This is a genomic window from Streptomyces sp. NPDC048424 (assembly GCF_040651555.1).
GTDB lineage: Bacteria > Actinomycetota > Actinomycetes > Streptomycetales > Streptomycetaceae > Streptomyces.
In genome coordinates this window covers 65,476-83,078 of the sequence record NZ_JBEZKE010000017.1, presented here as the reverse complement: position 1 = coordinate 83,078, position 17,603 = coordinate 65,476, and the positions used below count along the sequence as shown (strand labels likewise).

Sequence of the window (17,603 nt, the reverse complement as noted above, 5' to 3'; positions counted from 1 at the left end):
TCACGCCCGCCGCGCAATGCACCCCCGCCGCACAATCCAGCCTCGCCGGCGTTTGAGGCGCGGGGTCCGGGGCGGAGCCCCGATCTTTCCGCCCCGCCGGCGTCAGAGGCGCGGGCCCCGTGGCCGAGCCCCGGCGTTCGGACCGCAAGGGATGAGGCCCCGCCGACCGGGCACGCTGAAGGTACTGCACCATCCGCCCCCGGGAGGTCCGTCATGCCGCGCCCCCGCCCCACCCCGCCCCACGACCCCGTCCACCACCCGGTCTTCGCCCGCTTCTACGCCCGCGCCAGCCAAGCCGCCGAGACCCGCGCCGGCATCGCCCCCCTCCGCCGCGAGCTGCTGCACGGCGTCTCCGGCCGCGTCATCGAGATCGGCGCCGGCAACGGCCTGAACTTCCCGCACTACCCCCGCGCCGTCTCCGAGGTCGTCGCCGTCGAACCGGAGCGCACCCTCCGCCGCCTCGCGTCCTCCGCCGCGCTCCGCTGCGAGGTCCCCGTGGACGTCGTACCCGGTGCCGCCGAAGCCCTCCCGGTCAAGAGCGAGGCCTTCGACGCAGCCGTCGCCTCGCTGGTGCTGTGCACCGTACGGGACCTGCCCCGCTCCCTCGCCGAACTGCACCGCGTCCTGCGTCCCGACGCCGAGCTGCGCTTCTTCGAGCACGGTCGCGCGCCCGGCCCCGCCATGGCGGCCGTCCAGCGCACCCTGGACCGGACCGTCTGGCCCCACCTCTTCGGCGGCTGTCACACCGCGCGCGACCCGCTCGCCGCCATCGAGGCCGCCGGTTTCCGGATCGTCTCGCACCGCCGCCTGCGGCTGCCCGCACGCGGTCCGGCCCTGCCGACCTCCTACTGCGTCATCGGGTCGGCCCGCCGAGTGGCTTGACCCAGCGCTTCCACTGGTCCTGGGGCCCGTAGCCCGCGGCCTCCCAGGTCAGGTGGGCCCGCTCGTTGCGGACGAGCACCATCGCGTCCGCCCGCCGCCCGCCGAGCGCCACGAACCGCTCCTCTGCGGCGGCCAGCAGCGCGGTCCCGATCCCCTGGCGACGGTGGCCGGGGTGCACCGCGAGCCGGTACAGGTGACAGCGCCAGCCGTCGAACCCCGCGATCACCGTGCCGACGAGCTCTCCGTCGCGGCGCGCGAGCAGCAGCGACTGCGGATCGCGGGCGTGGAGGCGCTCGACCCCGGCGAGGTCGTCGCTGATACTCGTTCCTTCGGCGGCGGCCTTCCAGAAGTCCAGCACGGCGCCGAGGTCGGCGCCCGAGGCGGGTCCGATCTGAAGATCACTCATATCCGGATCCCATCATCCGGCCGCGCGCCGCCAAAAGAATGATCCGTTCTCTTTGCCCGTCCTTTACCATGTGTGCAAAGGTCCCTCTTGAGTGAAAGGTGTGAGCGTCCGCCCATGGGCGAGCCTCCCAGTCCCCGACACAAGCGTCCGCGACACCGCGCGGTCCCCCTCCTCCTGGCCGATCATGGGACGGAGGTGATCGACCGATGACCGAGGTGCTCCTGCTCGTCGTGGCACTGCTGCTCTGCATCGCCTGCGGAGTCTTCGTCGCGGCCGAGTTCTCGCTGACGACCGTGGAGCGGAGCGAGCTCGAGCGGGCCGTCGAGCGCGGTGAGCGCGGGGCCGACAGCGCCCTGGCCGCCGTCCGCACCCTGACGTTCCAGCTCTCCGGCGCCCAGCTCGGCATCACCGTGACCGGCCTGGTCATCGGCATGATCTCCAAGCCGTCGATCTCCACCCTGCTCCGGGGCCCGTTCGAGGCGATGGGCCTGTCGGCCGGCGCCGCCTCCAGCACCGCCCTGGTCCTCGGCACCGTCCTGTCGACCGTGGTGCTGATGGTCGTCGGCGAGCTGGTGCCCAAGAACTGGGCGATCTCCTCGCCGCTGGCGATCGCCAAGCGGGTGGCGACCGCACAGCGCGTCTTCAGCCGCGCCTTCCGGCCCTTCATCAGTCACCTCAACACGACCGCGAACCACATGGTCCGCCGTCTGGGCATGGAGCCGGCCGAGGAGCTGGCCTCCGCGCGCACCCCGCAGGAGCTGGTCGCGCTGGCGCGGCACTCCGCGAAGGAGGGCGCCCTGGAGAAGGACACCGCCGAGCTGTTCGTGCGGACCCTGAACCTGGCCGACCTGACCGCGGAGAACGTGATGACCCCGCGCGTCCAGGTCACCGCCCTCGACGTGCAGGCCACCGCCGAGGACGTGGCGAACGCGACGCTCGCCACCGGCCTGTCCCGTTTCCCGGTCTACCGGGGAAGCCTCGACACCGTCGTCGGCACCGTCCACATCAAGGACGTGCTGGCGCTGCCGGCCGAGGAGCGCCGCCGCCGTCCGGTGTCGCAGCTGCTGCGCGAGCCCCTGCTCGTACCCGAGTCGCTGACCGTGGACCGGCTGCTGGACCGGCTGTCCGGCAAGCAGACGATGGCCGTGGTCATCGACGAGTACGGCGGCACGGCCGGCGTGGCCACGCTGGAGGACATCGTCGAGGAGGTCGTCGGCGAGGTCCGCGACGAGCACGACCCGCACGAGACCCCGGACCTGGCCCCGGCCGGTACGGACGACTCCGGGCGCCTCCTCTACTCCGCCGACGGCGCCGCGCGCACCGACCAGCTCCGGCGGATCGGCCTGCGGGTGCCGGACGGTCCGTACGAGACCCTGGCCGGCCTGATAGCGACCGAGCTGGGCCGGATCCCGGCCGTCGGCGACCAGCTGGAACTGGACGGCTGGCACCTGGACGTGGTGGACGCCGGCGGACGCCGGGCGGCGCGGGTGCTGCTGCACGCCCCGGCCGAGCGCGCCGGGGGAACGGAGGAGGCCCGATGACCGTCATCCAGCTGCTGATCGGCCTGGCGACCCTGGTCGTCAACGCCTTCTTCGTCGGCGCGGAGTTCGCGCTGATCTCGGTCCGGCGCAGCCAGATCGAGCCGTACGCCGAGCAGGGCGACCGGCGTGCCCGCGCCGTCCTGTGGGGCCTGGAGCACGTATCGGCGCTGATGGCGGCGGCGCAGCTGGGCATCACGCTGTGCACCCTGGTGCTGGGTGTGGTGGCCGAGCCGGCCATCGCGCACCTGCTGACCCCGCTGTTCGACCTGGTCGGGGTGCCCGACGGGCTGACGCACGCGATCTCCTTCGTGGTGGCGCTGTCGCTGGCGACGTACCTGCACATGCTCTTCGGCGAGATGGTGCCGAAGAACGTGGCGCTGTCCGAGCCGGTGCGCACCGCGCTGCTGCTGGGGCCGCCGCTGGTGACCCTCACCCGGGCGCTGCGACCGGTGATCTTCGCGATCAACGCCTTCGCCAACCTCCTGCTGCGCATGCTGCGGGTGGAGGTGAAGGACGAGATCGCGGCGAGCTTCTCGGACGACGAGCTGGCGCGGATGGTCAAGGACTCCAGTGACGCGGGTCTGCTCGACGACCGGGCGAGCGAGCGCCTGCACGACGCCCTGGAGCTGGGCCGGCGGCCGGTGACCGATGTGGTGCTGCCGGCGGACCGGGTGGTCTCGGCCCGCGTGGGCATCACGCCCGCCGACCTGGAGCGGCTGTCGGCCGAGTCCCGGTACTCCCGGTTCCCGGTGGTCGACGAGCAGGACCGGATCCTGGGCTACCTGCACGTGAAGGACGCCCTGGACGCGGACGGGGACGCGCGGGACGAGCCGTTCCCGGTGTCGGAGCTGCGGCCGATCGCCCAGGTGCGGGCGGAGACCCCGCTGGACGACGTACTGACCGCCATGCGGCGCAGCCGTACGCACCTTGCGGCGGTGCTCGGGGCGGAGGGTGCCATGACGGGCCTGGTGACGATGGAGGACGTGCTGCGGGAGCTGTTCGGCAGGCCCGCGTCCGCCTGATCCGTACGGGGGTGTGGTCCCCGGCCCTGCGGGGCCGGGGTACCGCGCGGTAACATCACTCCGCCATGGAGATGAATGCCTCTTACACCAGTTTCGTCGCGATCGGCGACTCCTTCACCGAGGGCATGTCGGACCTGCTTCCGGACGGCTCCTACCGGGGCTGGGCCGATCTGCTGGCCGCCCGCCTCGCCGCGCGCGAGCCGGGCTTCCGCTACGCCAACCTCGCGGTCCGCGGAAAGCTGATCGGGCAGATCGCCGAGGACCAGGCTCCGGTGGCGGCGGCGATGGGCGCCGACGTGGTGACCCTGGTGGGCGGGCTGAACGACGCGCTTCGCCCCAAGGTGGACATGGGCCGGGTCCGCGGCCACCTGGAGGCGGCGGTGGAAACCCTCGCTCCGTCCTGCAAGCGCCTCGTCCTCATGCGCTCCCCCGGGCGCAACGGTCCGGTGATGGAGCGCTTCCGGCCCCGCATGGAGGAGCTCTTCGTCATCATCGAGGAGCTCGCCGCCCGGCACGGCGCCCTGGTGGTCGACCTGTACGGGGCTTCCGCGCTCGGCGATCAGCGGATGTGGGACGTGGACCGGCTCCACCTGACGGCGGAGGGCCACCGCCGGGTGGCCGAGGCCGTCTGGCAGACCCTGGGCCTGCCCGCCGAGGAGGACTGGCGCACGGAACTGCCCGCCGCCGCACCCCCCGGCTGGACGGTGCGCCGGGCCCAGGACGTGAGCTTCGCCCGGCAGCACCTGATCCCGTGGATCGGCCGCCGGCTGACGGGCCGCTCGTCCGGGGACGGCCGCCCGGCCAAGCGCCCGGAGCTGCTGCCGTACGGGGACGCACCGCTCTCGTAGCAAGCCACAATCGCGAGCGGGGGCCCTACCTGCGTAAACGCACAGCGGCAGCCCAAGTAGAATCCATCCACGTGACTGCCAAGCCCCGCATCCCCAATGTCCTGGCCGGCCGCTACGCCTCCGCGGAGCTCGCCGTCCTGTGGTCCCCCGAGTACAAGGTGACGCTGGAGCGGCGGCTGTGGCTCGCCGTGCTGCGCGCCCAGAAGGACCTCGGTATCGAGGTCCCGGACGCGGCCCTCGCCGACTACGAGCGCGTCCTGGAGACCGTCGACCTCGCCTCCATCGCCGAGCGCGAGAAGGTCACCCGGCACGACGTGAAGGCCCGCATCGAGGAGTTCAACGCCCTCGCCGGTCACGAGCACGTCCACAAGGGCATGACCTCGCGCGACCTCACCGAGAACGTCGAGCAGCTGCAGATCCGGCTCTCGCTGGAGCTGGCCCGCGACCGCACGGTGGCGGTCCTCGCCCGCCTCGGCAAGCTGGCCGGCGAGCACGCCGAGCTGGTCATGGCCGGCCGCTCCCACAACGTGGCCGCGCAGGCCACCACCCTGGGCAAGCGCTTCGCCACCGCGGCCGACGAGCTGCTCGTCGCCTACGACCGCCTGGAGAACCTCCTCGGCCGCTACCCGCTGCGCGGGATCAAGGGCCCGGTGGGCACCGCCCAGGACATGCTGGACCTGCTCGGCGGCGACGCCGCCAAGCTCGCCGACCTGGAGCAGCGGATCGCCGCCCACCTCGGCTTCGCCCAGGCCTTCACCTCGGTCGGCCAGGTCTACCCCCGCTCGCTCGACTACGACGTGGTCACCGCGCTCGTACAGCTGGCCGCCGCCCCCTCGTCGATCGCCAAGACGATCCGCCTGATGGCCGGCCACGAGCTGGTCACCGAGGGCTTCAAGCCCGGCCAGGTCGGCTCCTCCGCGATGCCGCACAAGATGAACACCCGCTCCTGCGAGCGCGTGAACGGCCTGATGGTCATCCTGCGCGGCTACGCCTCGATGACCGGCGAGCTGGCCGGCGACCAGTGGAACGAGGGCGACGTCTCCTGCTCCGTGGTCCGCCGGGTCGCCCTGCCGGACGCGTTCTTCGCCTTCGACGGCCTGCTGGAGACCTTCCTGACGGTCCTCGACGAGTTCGGTGCCTTCCCGGCCGTCGTCGCCCGCGAACTGGACCGCTACCTGCCCTTCCTCGCGACCACCAAGGTCCTGATGGGCGCGGTGCGGGCCGGCGTCGGCCGCGAGGCCGCCCACGAGGTCATCAAGGAGCACGCGGTGGCCTCCGCGCTCGCCATGCGCGAGCAGGGCGCCGAGCGCAACGAGCTGCTGGACAAGCTGGCCGCCGACGAGCGGATGCCGCTGGACCGGGCCCAGCTCGACGCCCTCATGGCCGACAAGCTGTCCTTCACCGGCGCCGCGGGCGACCAGGTCGCGACCGTGGTCTCCCGGATCGGGGCGATCGCCAAGCAGCACCCCGAGGCCGCCGGGTACGCGCCGGGGTCGATCCTCTGACCCCCGAAGAGCTGGCCGCCGCCCGTGACCGCGTCCTCCCGGACGTGGTCGCGGGCGGTCTGCGTGTGCTGTTCTGCGGCATCAACCCCGGTCTCCTCTCCGCCGCGACGGGCCACCACTTCGCCCGCCCCGGCAACCGGTTCTGGCCCGTCCTGCACCTCTCGGGCTTCACCCCCCGCCGGCTGGCTCCGGCCGAGCAGGAGGAACTCCTCACCTACCGCCTCGGCATCACCAACGTCGTGGCCCGGGCAACCGCCCGCGCGGACGAACTGAGCTCCGAGGAGTTCCGCGAGGGCGGCCGCATCCTGACGGCCAAGGTGGAACTCCTGCGCCCCCAGTGGCTGGCAGTGGTCGGAGTGACGGCCTACCGCACCGCCTTCGGCGAGCGGAAGGCGCAGATCGGCCCCCAGGAGCGGACCATCGGCACCACCCGCATCTGGGCCCTCCCCAACCCGAGCGGCCTCAACGCCCACTGGACCGCCGAGTCCATGGCCCAGGAGTACGCCCGCCTCCGCGCCGCCGCCGAGACTCCCGAGCTCCCGGAACGCTAGGGCGGGTCGATCACGGTGACCCCTGCCATCAGCAGATAGGGGTCACCCTCGGCTCCCTGCGCCACGTAGGCCACCAGCCACTGCTCCCCGGCCCGCCACAGGTGCACGTGGTCGGTGCTGTTGCTCAGCTCGCCCCACGGCTCCGGTATCTCCTCCCCGTCGAGCCCCCGCTCCAGCAGCGACCCGAGGCTGAACACCTGCGGGTCTCCCCACCGGTCGGACAGCGACTGGGCGAGCGCCCCGTACTCGGCGTTGATCTGGTCGGCCGCCTCGGTCCGGCCCGCACCGCCGTCCTCCCAGAAGTCCGCGGTCCGGCCGACCGGGACGAGGTGGTAACCCGGGCCGCTGCTCTGCCCGCCGGACCAGACGGGCTCGGTGGGGAACTCCCGCACCCGGAGCCGGTCGATCGTGTCGAGATGCTCTGCCGTGGTCATACCGTCAGTATCCCGACCACCACTGACAACTGGCCCGGCGTCACGCGTCCCGGCGCCGCACCGCGACCCACCCCCCGATGACCGCGGCAGCCGCCCACAGCGCCATCACGCCGAGCCCCGTCCAGGGTCCGAGGAGGTCACCGGCCTCCATCCGCATCATCATCTGCCCGGCCCGGTCCGGCAGGAGCTGGGCCGCGCCCTCGGCACCCGCTCCGATGACGAACGACACCAGCAGGACGAAGGGTATGAGCAGGCTGAGCACGACCGCCGCACTCCGCAGGACGGCCGTCAGCCCCGCCGCGAACAGCGCCATCAACGTCAGGTACATCCCGCAGCCGAACACGGACCGGATGGTGCCCGGGTCACCCAGCTCCATGGCGTACGGCCCCATGAACGACTGGCCGGCCACGAAGGTGACGAGGGCGGTGATCTGCCCCATCACGCATGCGAGTGCCCCCACCATGGCCATCTTCGACAGGTAGAAGCGGGTGCGGTTCGGCACCGCGGCCAGCGAGGTGCGCAGGGCTCCGTTGTGGAACTCGGCGGACAGCGCGTTCGCTCCGAAGGCCATGGCCGCTATCTGGCCGAAGTTGATTCCGTAGTAGGCCGCGAGGAGCCTGTCGTCGCCCATGCTGCCCGCTTCGGACTGGCCTATCGCCGCGGCGGTGAGCGCCTGGATCCCGGCGGTGGCGACGAAGATGGCGAGGTAGGCCCCTATGGTGCCGCGGAGGGATCGCAGCTTGATCCATTCCGAGTGCAGGACGGGCAGGGTGGGCAGAGCGGCGCTCATGGCGAACCTCCTGGGTGGGGAAGAAGAGGGGAAGATCAGCGGGTTGCGGTGAACTGGGCGTGGTCGGCGGTCAGGTCCAGGTAGGCCTGCTCCAGCGAGGCCCGGTCGTCGGCGAGTTCCAGCACGGGCACGCCTTCTCGGGCGGCCAGGCTGCCGACCTGATCGGCCTGCATGCCCTCGACGGTCCATCGCCCGTCCTCCGCGGTCACCAGCTCGAAGCCGTCCCGGGCCAGCGCGGCGCGCAGCCGAACCGGGTCCGAGGTGCGCAGACGCACCCTCGGGGTGCTGCGGGCGTCGATGAACTCCTCCATCGAGGTGTCGGCCAGCAGCCTGCCGTTGCCGAGCACGACCAGGTGATCGGCGAGCGCCGAGGTCTCCGACATCAGATGGCTGGAGACGAGGACGGTGCGTCCCTCGGCTGCCAGACCCCGCATCAGCTCGCGGATCCAGATGATGCCTTCCGGGTCGAGGCCGTTGGTCGGCTCGTCCAGCAGCAGCACCCCGGGATCGCCCAGCAGCGCGGCGGCTATGCCCAGGCGCTGGCGCATGCCGAGCGAGAAGGTCTTGACCCTCCGCCCGGCCACGGAGGCTATCCCGGCCTGCTCCAGGACCTCGCCCACCCTGCGCATCGGGATCCGGTCGGCTGCCGCGAGGAACCGCAGGTGGTCCCGGGCGGTGCGCCCGCCGTGGGCCGCCTGAGCGTCCAGCAGCGCGCCGACCCGGTGCAGCGGGTCGGGGAAGTCGGTGAACCGCTGCCCGCCGATCGTGGCCGTACCGGACGTGGCCCGGTCCAGGCCCAGCAGCAGGCGCATCGTGGTGGACTTGCCGGCGCCGTTGGGGCCGAGGAAGCCGGTGACCCGTCCGGGCAGGACGTCGAAGGTGAGGCCGTCCACCGCACGGTGGGTGCCGTACGCCTTGGTGAGTTCTCGGATCTCGATGCTGTTCATGGCTCAAGATTCGCCGCCGGCCCCACCCCCCTTCCTCCCCCATGCGAGGGTGCCGTCTCCCCCACGCGGGGGAGACGGCCGCCGGCCGCCGGCTGTCACGATGAGTGCATGTACCGACTGCTCCGTGCCCCGCTCCAACCAGTGACCTATTCACGCTGGTTGCACCTCTGCGTGCCCGTCCTGCTCGTGGCGCTCTGGATGTTCGTAGGGCCCGAGGCGCCGTGGGTTCCGCTGCTCATCGCGATACCGCTCGGCCTGGTCCCCTGGGTGCGGCTGGTCGAGGGGCTGCAGGCGCGGTTCCTGCTCACCCCGCACGACTGGGACCGTTCGGAGAGCAGCATCAGCGCGGTCCCCTCCAAGCGGTGGAACGACCGGTGGCGGACCCTGCTGTGGCTCGAGGTACGGCTCGTCCTCGCGGCGGGCGCCTGGGTTCCGACCGTGTGGCTCCCGGCCATGGCGGTCGAGCTGTTCTCGATCGCGATCGGGCATCCACTGGGCGGGGACTTCATGGTTCCCTTCGTGCCCCCGCGGTGGGCCGCCGCGCTGCTGGTGCCGGTGCCGCTGGTCCTCCTCATCGCCATAGTGGTCCTGCTCGGGGAGCTGATCACCGCGATCGCCCAGCGACTGCTGGGGCCTTCGGCGGCCGAGCGGCTCACCGCGCTGGAGGCCCGGACCGAACAACTGCTGGAGCGGAACCGGATCGCCCGCGAACTGCACGACTCCATCGGGCACGCGCTGACGGTGGCGGTGGTGCAGGCGGGTGCCGCGCGGGCCGCCGGCGACCCGGAGTTCACGGACCGGGCGCTGTGCGCGATCGAGGAGACGGGCCGGGCCGCGCTGGAGGATCTGGAACGGGTGTTGGGAGTCCTGCGGGAGTCGGGGCAGCCGCCGTCGCAGCGGCCGACGCTCGTCGAGGCGGACCGGCTGCTGGAGTCGGCCCGGGCCTCCGGGGCGGCGGTGGACGCGCAACTGACCGGCCCGCTCGACACGTTGCCGGGTCCGGTCACCCGGGAGGGGTACCGGATCCTTCAGGAGGCGCTCACGAACGTGCTGCGTCACTGCGGTCCGGTGCCCGTCCGGGTGAGGATCGAGATGGCCGGGGGCCTGCTGGACCTGGAGGTGTCGAACCCGCTGCCGGACGGGCCGGCCCTGATACAGCGCAGCGGGAGCGGGCTGCGCGGGATGCGGGAGCGGGCCGCGCTGCTCGGCGGGGAGGCCGAGACCGGTCCGTTCGAGGGCAGTTGGAGGGTGCGCGCCCGGCTTCCGCTGGAGCGAATACGCTGACCGGATGCCGGTTACCGTACTGCTCGTCGATGACGAACCCCTCGTGCGCGCGGGTCTGCGCGCCGTCCTGGACTCCCAGCCCGACATCGAAGTGGTGGGTGAGGCCGCGGACGGGGCCTCCGTGGTCCCGCTCGTCCGGCAGCTCAGGCCGGACGTGGTGGCGATGGACGTACGGATGCCGCTGCTCGACGGGATCGAGGCGACCCGTGCGGTCCTGCGGACGGTGGACTCCCCGCCGAAGATCCTCGTGGTCACCACCTTCGAGAACGACGAGTACGTCTACCAGGCGCTGAGGGCCGGAGCCGACGGGTTCCTGCTGAAGCGGGCCCGTCCTTCGGAGATCGTGCACGCGGTGCGGCTGGTGGCGGAGGGCGAGACGCTGCTCTTTCCGGCCGCGGTGCGGGCCCTGGCCGCGGAGTACGGGAACCGGAAGGCCCGGGCGGTGCTGGAGCGGGCCGCGCTGACCGAGCGGGAGGAGGCGGTCCTGCGGCTCATGGCGCGGGGGCTCACCAACGTGGAGATCGCGGCCGACCTGATCATCGGCACGGAGACGGTCAAGTCCCACGTCAGTGCGATCCTGGCGAAACTGGGGGCGCGGGACCGCACCCAGGCCGTGATCATGGCGTACGAGTCGGGGTTCGTCTCACCCGCCTGAGGAAAAGCTGATTCCGGCCGATGGGGGGCCGCTTCTCGCCGCCGCACCGGGGGCGCAGTACGATCCGGCTGACAAGCTCGCTAGCTGGGAGGACACACGTTGGGGCAGCTGACCGGCGGGGATCCCTCTCTGCTCCGGCGGATCAATTCCGCCGTCGTGCTCCGCGCGCTGCGCACGGCCGGATCGCCGACCCTCACCGACCTCACGCGACTGACCGGGCTCTCCCGGCCGACCGTCGAGGGTGTCGTGGAGGGACTGATCGGGACCGGGCTCGTCGTCGAGGCCGATGCGGAGGAAGGCGCGCGACGCCAGGGGCGGCCGGCCAGGCGGTTCCGTTTCCGGGCCGAGGCGGGGCACCTGCTCGGCATCGAGATCGGTTCGCACCGGATCGCGGTGCTGCTGTCCGGACTGGACGGCCGCGTCATCGGCGCCGGCACCAAGGAGGTCGCGGAGGACGCGTCCGCGGACGAACGGCTGGAGCGGGTACGGGCGGCGGTCGCCGATCTGCTGCGCCGCGCCGGAGTCCCGCGGGACTCCCTGCGGGCCGTCGGGGTCGGCAGCCCCGGGATCGTGGAGGCGGACGGCACGGTCCGCCTGGGCACGGCGCTGCCCGGCTGGACCGGGCTGCCGCTCGGGGAGCGGCTGCGCCGCTCGTTCCGCTGCCCCGTGCAGGTGGAGAACGACGCCAACGCGGCGGCGGTCGCCGAGCACTGGAAGGGCGCCGCGCGGGACACCGGCGACATGGTGTTCGTGATGGCCGGGCTCAGTCCCGGCGCCGGTTCGCTGATCGGCGGGCGGCTGCACCGGGGCTTCGGCGGCGCGGCCGGTGAGATCGGCGCCCTGCACCTGCTGGGCCGCGAGGTCACGCCCGAGCGACTGCTGTCGACCACGGGCGAGCCGCTGCACCCCCTGGACGAGCCCGCGGTCGCCGAGGTCTTCGCGATGGCCAGGCGGGGCGACGAGCGCGCGGTGGCTGCCGTGGAGCGGTTCCTACAGCGGCTGGTCCACGACGTGGCGGCGCTGGTCCTGGCGATGGATCCGGAGCTGGTGGTCGTCGGCGGCTGGGCGGCCGGGCTGGACGGGGTCCTGGAGCCCCTGCGCCGGGAGCTGGAACGCTACTGCCTGCGCCCGCCTCGGGTGGCCCTCTCCCTGCTCGGCGAGGCCGCTGTGGCGACGGGTGCCCTGCGCCTCGCGCTGGACCACGTCGAGGAGGAGCTCTTCGCCGTGGAGAAGACGGTCACGGCCCGCCGCTGACCGCTGCCCCGCGGCCTCTCCGGGGCCGGCCGGGCCGTGACGGCCCGGCCCCGGCCCACGGGGTCAGGAGGCGACGCGGGGGTCAGGAGGCGACGCGGGGGGTCAGGAGGCGACGCGGGGGGTCAGGAGGCGACGCGGGGTTCGTGGGTGATCTCGACGTTGCCCGAGTCGCCGAAGGTGAGGCGGCAGGTGTCGGCGCGGTAGGTGGCCACCGAGACGGCGGCCGTGCCCGCGGCGGTGAAGTAGCGGGTGGTGACGAGGAGGACCGGGGCGCCGGGCAGTCGGTCCAGTTCCTTGGCGTCGTCGGCGCGGGCGGAGCCGAGCTCCACGGAGCGGTCCTGGCCGTCGAGGACCAGCCGCTGCAGCTCGCGCAGGACGGCGCGGGCGCGGGCCGGTCCGGACGGGGCCTCGATCGCGGGGAGTCCGGGCACCGAGGCGGCCGGAACGTAGAGCAGCTCGGCGGCGACGGCCTGGCCCTGGGTGACCCGGGTGCGGCGCACCGTGTGCACCGGCTGGTCGGCGGCGAAGTCCCCACCGGTGCCGAGGAGTTTGAGCACCGCGGCGGGCGGCAGGCTCTCGGCCGCGTCCACGGGCTCCCAGCCGTCGGCGCTGTCGCCGGGCCAGCTGTGCTGCGCGGTGCCGACGGCGACGCCCACGCGCGGCGGGGCGACGGTGGTGCCGACGCCGCGGCGACGCTGCAGCCGGCCTTCGAGCTCCAGCTGCTCCAGCGCCTGACGCAGGGTCGCACGGGCGACGCCGAAACGGGCGGCGAGTTCACGCTCGTTGGGCAGCACCTCACCGACGGCGAAGTCCTGGTCGAGCGCCTCGCTGAGGACGGTCTTGAGGTGCCAGTACTTCGGCTCCGGCGCCGTTTCGAGCTGCGTGGTCCCCACCCTGACTCCTCCTGCCGTCGCTGCACTCGCCGTGTGTTCCAGCGGCAGTTCCGCGCCTTTGTTTATTAAAGGTTCCTGCACTATCCCTGCGACGATAGGACGGTGCACCCCCTTGGTCAAGACCAATGCTCATCCCTTTGCCGGGCAGATCGGGCATACGTATCAAGCCGTTCACGGGATGTTCTCGTGGTTCTCGTGCGCCCCGAAGGCTTGTAGTCAAGGCCTACCGGACGGTAATCATGGCGGTAGGCCTTACTGACAGCCTGTCTCGCACGCGTCCCACCGACGAGGAGCAGCAGCATGACCGCCACGGTCTCCTTCACGTTCGATTCGCCGCTCGGCCCCCGCACCACCACCGTCGCCTACGAGCGCAAGGGCTCTGGCGAACCGTTTCTCCTGCTGCACGGCATCGGCCACCACCTCCAGGCCTGGCAGCCGGTGACCGACATCCTGGCCGCCGAGCACGAGGTGATCGCCGTCGATCTGCCGGGCTTCGGCGCCTCGGAGCCGCTGCCGCAGGGGGTTCCGTACACCCTGGGGACCGTGGCCCCCGCGCTCGGGGCGCTCTGCACGGCCCTCGGCGTCGAGCGCCCGCACGTCGCGGGCAACTCCCTCGGCGGGCTGCTCGCCCTCGAAATGGGCCGGAACAAGCTCGTCCGCTCGGTCACCGCCCTGTCCCCCGCCGGGTTCTGGACGGAGGGCGAGCGCCGCTACGCCTTCGCCGCCCTCCTCGCGATGCGTGCCGGAGCCAAGGCCCTGCCCCTCCCCGCGGTACGGCGACTCTCGCGCAACGCCGCCGGCCGCGCCGCGCTCACCGGCACCATCTACGCCCGCCCGGCCCGCCGTTCGCCCGAGGCCGTGGTCGCCGAGACGCTCGCCCTGCGCGATGCCACCGGCTTCGAGGAGACCCTGGCCGCCGGCGGTTCCGTACGGTTCACCGAGGACGTGCCCGGCCTGCCGGTCACCATCGCCTGGGGGACGCGCGACCGGCTGCTGCTGCGCCGCCAGGGCGTGCGCGCCAAGCACACCGTCCCCACCGCCCGGCTGGTCCGGCTCCCCGGTTGCGGCCACGTCCCGATGAACGACGATCCGGCGCTCGTCTCCCGGGTGATCCTGGACACGGCCCGCCGCGCGAGCCTCGTGACGGCCTGAGCGGCCGCCCGGGGACCGCCCGCAGTGCCTCCCGAAATGCGGGGCGAGGACCTGGCAAGAGGCCGGGCGAGCGACCGGGCGAGCGACCGTACGAAGTACCGGGCGACTGAACGGATGAGCGGCTGACGGCTGTTCATCCCAGGTTCGCGTGGGCGACGCGGCCGGGCCGGGGTGCGGCGGCACGCTGGTCCGACCCGTCCTCGCCGGCCCCTGGAGACACACCGATGGCATCGATGCCGCACACCCGACGGACCCTCATCGGGGGTTCCCTCGCCCTGTCCTCCGCGCTGTTCGCCGCTCCGGCACTCGCCGCCCCCGCCTTCGCCCGCTCCGGCCGGCCGAAGGCGCTCTGGGGCGTCCAGTCCGGCGAGATCACCGCCCACTCGGCCACCATCTGGACCCGTTCCGACCGCCTCGCGCGGATGTACGTCGAGACCTCCCCGAGCGAGGCGTTCCGCTACGCCGTACGCCGCCACCGCGGCCCGCTGCTCGGCCCGTCGAGCGACTTCACCGGGACCACCGTCCTGCGCGACCTCCCGCCCGGGCAGCAGATCCACTACCGCGTCGTCCTGGCGGACCCCGACGACCCCCGCCGCACCGCCGAGCCCGTCCACGGCACCTTCCGCACCACCCCCGTCTCCCGCCGCCACGACGTGCGCTTCCTCTGGTCCGGGGACCTGGCGGGCCAGGGCTGGGGCATCAACCCCGACCTCGGCGGCTACCGCGTCTTCGACGAGATGCGGCTGCGCAACCCCGACTTCTTCCTCTTCAGCGGGGACACGATCTACGCCGACGGGCCCATCAAGGAATCGGTGCCCCTGCGCGACGGCAGCCTCTGGCGCAACGTGACCACCGAGGAGAAGGCGAAGGTCGCCGAGACGCTCGCCGAGTTCCGCGGGAACTTCCGCTACAACCTGCTCGATGGCAACCTCACCGCCTTCAACGCCCAGGTCCCCGTCCTCGCCCAGTGGGACGACCACGAGGTGCGCAACAACTGGTACCCGGGCCAGCTGATCGACGACCCCCGCTACACCGTCAAGGAGGCGGACACCCTCGCCGCCCGCGCCCGCCAGGCCTTCGGCGAGTACTTCCCCGTCACCGACCTGCGCGGCGGCCGCGCCGAGGGCCGGATGTACCGGGTGATGCGGTACGGCCCGCTGCTCGACGTCTTCGTGCTCGACATGCGCACGTACCGCGGCGCCAACTCCCCCGGCACCCAGACCGAGGACCCCATCGGCATCCTCGGCCCCGAGCAGCTGGCCTGGGTCAAGCGCGAGCTCTCCCGCTCCCGCGCCACCTGGAAGGTGATCGCCGCCGACATGCCGCTCGGCATCGTCGTGCCCGACGGAGCCGCGAACTTCGAGGCCGTCGCCCAGGGCGACCCGGGCGCTCCGCTGGGCCGCGAGCTCCAGATCGCCGAACTCCTGCGCCACATCAAGCACCAGCGCATCACCGGCACCATCTGGCTCACCGCCGACGTGCACTACACCGCCGCGAACCACTACGCGCCCGAGCGTGCCGCCTTCACCGACTTCGCGCCGTTCTGGGAGTTCGTGTCCGGCCCGATCGGCGCCGGCGGCTTCCCGGCCGGGCGGCTCGACGCCACCTTCGGCCCGGAGACGGCGTACGTCCAGTCGGCTCCCTTCGCCAACATGTCGCCGTCGGAGAACCCTCCGTACTACGGCGAGGTCGACATCGACGGCGGCAGCGGGGAGCTCACGGCGGCTGCGCTGCCAGGGCGGCGGCGTACTGTTCACCAGGACGCTCCAGCCCGGCCGCGTGGGCCAGTAGGGCCGGACCGGGTCCCGGACCCGGACCCGGACCCCGCGGGCGCCCGCCCTCGTTTCCGGAAATGGCCCGGAAAACTGGATGAAATCGGCCAGATGGACACTTAACCAGTCGGTCACAGATCGTTCGTGATCACGCAACACCCCTGAGCCACAGTGGTGTGCATGACTGACCGTAGCCTCGCCTCCGCCCAGCGTCCCCACCGCCACCACTGGCGCCGCGACCTCGTCGAACTCGCCGCCCTGTTCTGCGCCGTCGCGGTCGCCGACGCCATCGCCAATCTCGTCGCGCACGGTCCGAGGGGCCCGATCCTGCTGGTCGCCTCGGCCGTCGCACTCCTGGTGACCGCGGCGTTCCACACCTGGTGGGCGCGGCGGCACAGCCATGCGCCGCCGCCGCAGAGCACAGCGCCCAGTGATCCGACGCGGCCCCCGGCCGCGGCCCCCGGCGCGACCGCCACGGCGACCGCGACCGCGGCCACCACCAGCCTGTGGCGGATGCGCACGACCGTACGGGACGAGCCCGGCTCCCTGGCGGCCGTCTGCACCGCGCTCGCCCGCAGCGGCGTCGACATCCTGACCCTCCAGACGCACCCGCTCCCCGAGGGCGGCACGGTCGACGAGTTCCTGCTGCGCGCCCCGCAGCAGCTGGCCTCCGCCGATCTCAGCCGCGCCATCTCCGGAGCCGGCGGCCACAGCACCTGGATCGAGCGCGCCGACGCCCACGACCTCGTGGACACCCCGACCCGCGTCCTGGGCCTGGCCACCCGCACCGCCCTCGACGCCGCCGAGCTCCCCCTCGCGCTGCGCCAGCTGCTCGGCCGCTGCACCATCCACTCGATCCCGGCGACCACCCTCTCCGGCCGTCCCAACCTCGGCGCCGACGCGCCCGTCGAAGGGGTCCTGGAGGCCACCGTCATGCGGCTGCGCGACCCCTCGGGCGGCGCGATCACCGTGGAGCGGCCCTACCTGCCCTTCACCCCGACCGAGTTCGCGAGGGCCCGCGCCCTGGTCGAGCTCGACGCCCGGCTCGGCCCCCGCGTCCCGCGCAGCCAGGACGTGCTGACCCTGCCCGAGGGCAACGAGATCACCGTGCGCCGCGCCGACGGCTCCGACCAGGCCGCGGCCCGCGCCATGCACGACCGCTGCTCCGAGCGCACCCTCGGGCTGCGCTACCACGGGCCGGTCGCCGACGCCGACCGCTACCTCGGCCACCTGCTGAGCCCCCGCTTCGGCCGCACCCTCGCCGCCACCACCGCCTCCGGGAGGCTCGTCGCCCTCGGCCACCTGCTGTGGGACGGCGACGAGACCGAGGTCGCCCTCCTCATCGAGGACGACTGGCAGCGCCGCGGCATCGGCTCCGAGCTGCTGCGCCGGCTCATCTCGATGGCCGTCGAGGCCGGCTGCGACAGCGTGTACGCCGTCACGCAGGCCGCCAACACCGGCATGGTCGCCGCCATGCGCGGCCTCGGCCTCCCCCTCGACTACCAGATCGAGGAGGGCACCCTGGTGATCACCGCCCGGCTCGACGCCACCCCGGTCAGCTCGCGCCTGCCCTACGAGCTCCCCCGCGACCTCCCGTACGAGCTGCCCCGCGAGCTGCCGCACGACCAGCAGGCCGCCGCGCGCCGCCCGCACTGACGTCCCGTAGC

At 72.9% G+C, this 17,603-nt stretch carries 16 protein-coding genes and 1 pseudogene; 12 read left to right on the top strand and 5 right to left on the bottom strand.

Features of this window, described 5'->3' with window-relative positions; translation table 11 throughout:
• The first annotated feature begins 213 nt into the window (after positions 1-213).
• Positions 214-882 carry a class I SAM-dependent methyltransferase gene (locus tag AB0D29_RS23930; protein ID WP_362856911.1) on the top strand — a complete coding sequence of 223 codons (669 nt, stop codon included), beginning with the start codon at positions 214-216 and terminating at the stop codon, positions 880-882.
• Here the strand turns inward: AB0D29_RS23930 and AB0D29_RS23925 are convergent.
• The gene (locus AB0D29_RS23925) at positions 854-1,288 is read right to left on the bottom strand and encodes a GNAT family N-acetyltransferase (RefSeq protein WP_362856910.1); all 435 of its coding nucleotides are present in this window, start codon (positions 1,286-1,288) and stop codon (positions 854-856) included. The genes AB0D29_RS23930 and AB0D29_RS23925 overlap by 29 nt on opposite strands.
• Positions 1,289-1,494: 206 nt before the next feature.
• On the opposite strand from AB0D29_RS23925, the gene AB0D29_RS23920 reads away from it, so the two are divergent.
• From AB0D29_RS23920 to mug, 5 genes are all read left to right on the top strand, one after another.
• A complete protein-coding gene (locus AB0D29_RS23920) occupies positions 1,495-2,829 on the top strand; it encodes a hemolysin family protein (protein WP_362856908.1) in 1,335 nt (444 codons plus the stop codon).
• Complete coding sequence (locus tag AB0D29_RS23915; protein ID WP_362856907.1) at positions 2,826-3,851, top strand: hemolysin family protein; 1,026 nt, start codon at positions 2,826-2,828, stop codon at positions 3,849-3,851. Before AB0D29_RS23920 ends, AB0D29_RS23915 begins: the two co-directional genes overlap by 4 nt.
• 65 nt (positions 3,852-3,916) lie before the next feature.
• Entirely contained in the window at positions 3,917-4,699 is a 783-nt protein-coding gene (locus AB0D29_RS23910; protein WP_362856905.1) for an SGNH/GDSL hydrolase family protein, read from the top strand.
• Between the two features lie 71 nt (positions 4,700-4,770).
• The gene (gene purB / locus AB0D29_RS23905; protein ID WP_362856904.1) at positions 4,771-6,204 is read left to right on the top strand and encodes an adenylosuccinate lyase; all 1,434 of its coding nucleotides are present in this window, start codon (positions 4,771-4,773) and stop codon (positions 6,202-6,204) included.
• Positions 6,201-6,755, top strand: coding sequence for a G/U mismatch-specific DNA glycosylase (mug, locus tag AB0D29_RS23900; protein WP_362857018.1), 555 nt, complete (start codon positions 6,201-6,203; stop codon positions 6,753-6,755). The genes purB and mug overlap by 4 nt, the downstream gene beginning before the upstream one ends.
• Here mug and AB0D29_RS23895 read toward each other — a convergent pair.
• Genes AB0D29_RS23895 through AB0D29_RS23885 form a run of 3 tightly spaced genes read right to left on the bottom strand, consistent with a single transcriptional unit; the run spans position 6,752 to position 8,926 of the window.
• A complete protein-coding gene (locus tag AB0D29_RS23895; protein WP_362856902.1) occupies positions 6,752-7,189 on the bottom strand; it encodes a hypothetical protein in 438 nt (145 codons plus the stop codon). The genes mug and AB0D29_RS23895 overlap by 4 nt on opposite strands.
• A gap of 40 nt (positions 7,190-7,229) precedes the next feature.
• Positions 7,230-7,979, bottom strand: a complete 750-nt coding sequence (locus tag AB0D29_RS23890; protein ID WP_362856900.1) for an ABC transporter permease — start codon at positions 7,977-7,979, stop codon at positions 7,230-7,232.
• A gap of 35 nt (positions 7,980-8,014) precedes the next feature.
• A complete protein-coding gene (locus AB0D29_RS23885) occupies positions 8,015-8,926 on the bottom strand; it encodes an ATP-binding cassette domain-containing protein (protein WP_362856898.1) in 912 nt (303 codons plus the stop codon).
• 108 nt (positions 8,927-9,034) lie between these two features.
• Here AB0D29_RS23885 and AB0D29_RS23880 point away from each other — a divergent pair, with 108 nt between their 5' ends.
• From AB0D29_RS23880 to AB0D29_RS23870, 3 genes are all read left to right on the top strand, one after another.
• Positions 9,035-10,210 carry a histidine kinase gene (locus AB0D29_RS23880; RefSeq protein ID WP_362856897.1) on the top strand — a complete coding sequence of 392 codons (1,176 nt, stop codon included), beginning with the start codon at positions 9,035-9,037 and terminating at the stop codon, positions 10,208-10,210.
• Between the two features lie 4 nt (positions 10,211-10,214).
• Entirely contained in the window at positions 10,215-10,865 is a 651-nt protein-coding gene (locus tag AB0D29_RS23875) for a response regulator transcription factor (protein ID WP_351593790.1), read from the top strand.
• A gap of 99 nt (positions 10,866-10,964) precedes the next feature.
• A complete protein-coding gene (locus AB0D29_RS23870; RefSeq protein ID WP_362807206.1) occupies positions 10,965-12,119 on the top strand; it encodes an ROK family transcriptional regulator in 1,155 nt (384 codons plus the stop codon).
• A gap of 122 nt (positions 12,120-12,241) precedes the next feature.
• Here the strand turns inward: AB0D29_RS23870 and AB0D29_RS23865 are convergent, their stop codons facing one another.
• On the bottom strand, positions 12,242-13,012 hold the full coding sequence (locus AB0D29_RS23865; protein ID WP_362856895.1) for a GntR family transcriptional regulator: 771 nt from the start codon (positions 13,010-13,012) through the stop codon (positions 12,242-12,244).
• Positions 13,013-13,312: 300 nt separating this feature from the next.
• Between AB0D29_RS23865 and AB0D29_RS23860 the strand changes: the two genes are divergently transcribed.
• From AB0D29_RS23860 to AB0D29_RS23850, 3 genes and pseudogenes are all read left to right on the top strand, one after another.
• Positions 13,313-14,164, top strand: coding sequence for an alpha/beta fold hydrolase (locus tag AB0D29_RS23860; protein ID WP_362856894.1), 852 nt, complete (start codon positions 13,313-13,315; stop codon positions 14,162-14,164).
• A 233-nt stretch (positions 14,165-14,397) separates the two neighbouring features.
• Positions 14,398-15,955, top strand: a pseudogene (locus tag AB0D29_RS23855) (alkaline phosphatase D family protein).
• A gap of 161 nt (positions 15,956-16,116) precedes the next feature.
• Positions 16,117-17,592 carry a GNAT family N-acetyltransferase gene (locus AB0D29_RS23850; RefSeq protein ID WP_362856892.1) on the top strand — a complete coding sequence of 492 codons (1,476 nt, stop codon included), beginning with the start codon at positions 16,117-16,119 and terminating at the stop codon, positions 17,590-17,592.
• The last annotated feature ends 11 nt before the right edge of the window (positions 17,593-17,603 follow it).